This window comes from Wolbachia endosymbiont of Drosophila bocki (genome assembly GCF_028982005.1).
In the GTDB taxonomy this organism is placed as follows: domain Bacteria; phylum Pseudomonadota; class Alphaproteobacteria; order Rickettsiales; family Anaplasmataceae; genus Wolbachia; species Wolbachia pipientis.
The window spans coordinates 3,267-5,016 of sequence record NZ_JAPQLG010000174.1 but is presented as its reverse complement, the minus strand read 5'-3'; the positions used below and the strand labels follow the sequence as shown (position 1 = coordinate 5,016).

1 protein-coding gene and 1 pseudogene are annotated in these 1,750 nt (G+C 33.4%); both read right to left on the bottom strand.

Annotation, left to right across the window (positions count from 1 at the left end):
- Positions 1-115: 115 nt before the first annotated feature.
- Positions 116-1,198, bottom strand: coding sequence for an efflux RND transporter periplasmic adaptor subunit (locus tag OZD61_RS04145; RefSeq protein ID WP_274979965.1), 1,083 nt, complete (start codon positions 1,196-1,198; stop codon positions 116-118).
- Positions 1,199-1,406: 208 nt separating this feature from the next.
- Positions 1,407-1,750: pseudogene (locus tag OZD61_RS04140) on the bottom strand (Fic family protein); the annotation flags it as partial.

The following is a 1,750-nucleotide window of genomic DNA, read 5'->3' as shown; positions in this document are numbered from 1 at the left end:
CAACGTCACTATTAACTATTGCATTCCAGAACAATTTGATGCATCATTCTTTTTGTAAAAAACATTCCACACTTTCTCTCCACTTTTTCTGGGTAAGGTCAAAGGATCTTATGTCTTAAACCTTATCACCAGGCTTAACAAATAGGTGGCCCAATACTATTAACTTTATGGGTTTACCTTCGTTATTTGCTACTATCCAAACCCCATCGCTCTCATGATCAACAATTTCTATTGGTGCAAATACTACATAATTATTATCATCAACAATCTTTATTCCAAGAGCACCTTCGTCACTTAAGCTCAGGGCTGAAGAAGGAACTTTATATGCAAATCTTTCGCCTGAAGGTAGCCTTACGTTGGCAGTTAGTCCCTGCAAGGATATCATTTTATTATTAGTTACCTTTACTTCTACCCTATAAGACCCAGTTTTAGGCTCAGCAATTTTACTAATAAAACTTACTTCACCTGCCAATTCTTTTCCGTCCAGCAAATTAATTTGAGCTGTGCTGCCTAGCTCTATTTTATTTACTTCATTTTCCGAAACGTATAACACTACAAGAATTTGATCGAAATTAACCACGTCAGCTATTTTTTGCCCAGCATTAACAAAATCCCCTTCGTTTGCATTGATTTTATCAATATAACCATCTATAGGAGATGTGACTGCAGTATTTTCTAAATCCAATTCTAGCCTTTTTAGGTCAGCTTTTGCACTTTGTAACGCAGTAAAAGCTGCTTCTACTTGTATTTGTGCCCCATAGCCCTTTTTATTCAGTTTGTGAGAGGAATCATACTCAATTTCACGCTGCTTTAATAAAGCTTTGGCTTTCTGAGCTTGCTCAATCCTGTCATAATCTTCTATCTTTAACACTACATCATCTCTTTTTACCTTTTCACCATCAGGTAAATAAATAGCAATAATCTTACCACTTATTTTTGAGACAAGGCTAGCTCTATGTAAGGGATTTACTGTACCAGAAAAATTTAAATATATAGTGCGGTTTTGCGGCGCACATTCTTGAGTTTTTACTGAAAAATTACTAGTTGCATTATCACTATAAACCGCCTGATCTTTTTTTAAAAATGCACTGCTGATAAAAAACAGTAGAATAAAAGCAATACTGGAAATGGTGATTACTTTATTTCTCATCTTTAAACAATAGAATTTGTTAACTAATTTTGTTAGAAACAACTGCATAAATTTTCGAATCAGAAATGTAAGTATAATACATGCACCATCGTCACTCCATAAATAATTTTATATGAGAACAAACACAAGATTTTCCTACAATAAGTAAGTTTTCTATTGCAAAAATGCAATTTTGAATCGAATAAAAATGTAAAATTGCAAATAAAGTTGTGCATAAAACTGGATTTAAAAAATCTCGAAAAACATACTAAAACTTTTAAATAATAACTTTATATCTAGTGGCTTTGCCTTCTCCAAGACGCTGTAAGTATTTCATCCCTAGCAGTTTCTTTGTAATTGCCTCTACTGTTCTTGGAGGAAATCCTAGAGCTTCTATAGCATCTTTTCTACTAAATTCTTTATCTGCAAGGCTAAGTGCCCATTCCCAGAAGAACAATTGTTTTCTTGATAATAAATATTCAGTATTCTCCCTCTCAAGAATATAATGCGCTTCATTTGCTTGCGTTTTGAGCACATTAAGAAAAAATATTAACCATGGGGAAATATCTTCTTTGCCACTTTTCCAGCTACTTTGTGTTTTATTAAGCGCTAAATAGTAAT

Coding starts and splice junctions, on each gene's coding strand:
- OZD61_RS04145 (WP_274979965.1), bottom strand. CDS start 1,198: ATGCAGTTGTTTCTAACAAAATTAGTTAACAAATTCTATTGTTTAAAG.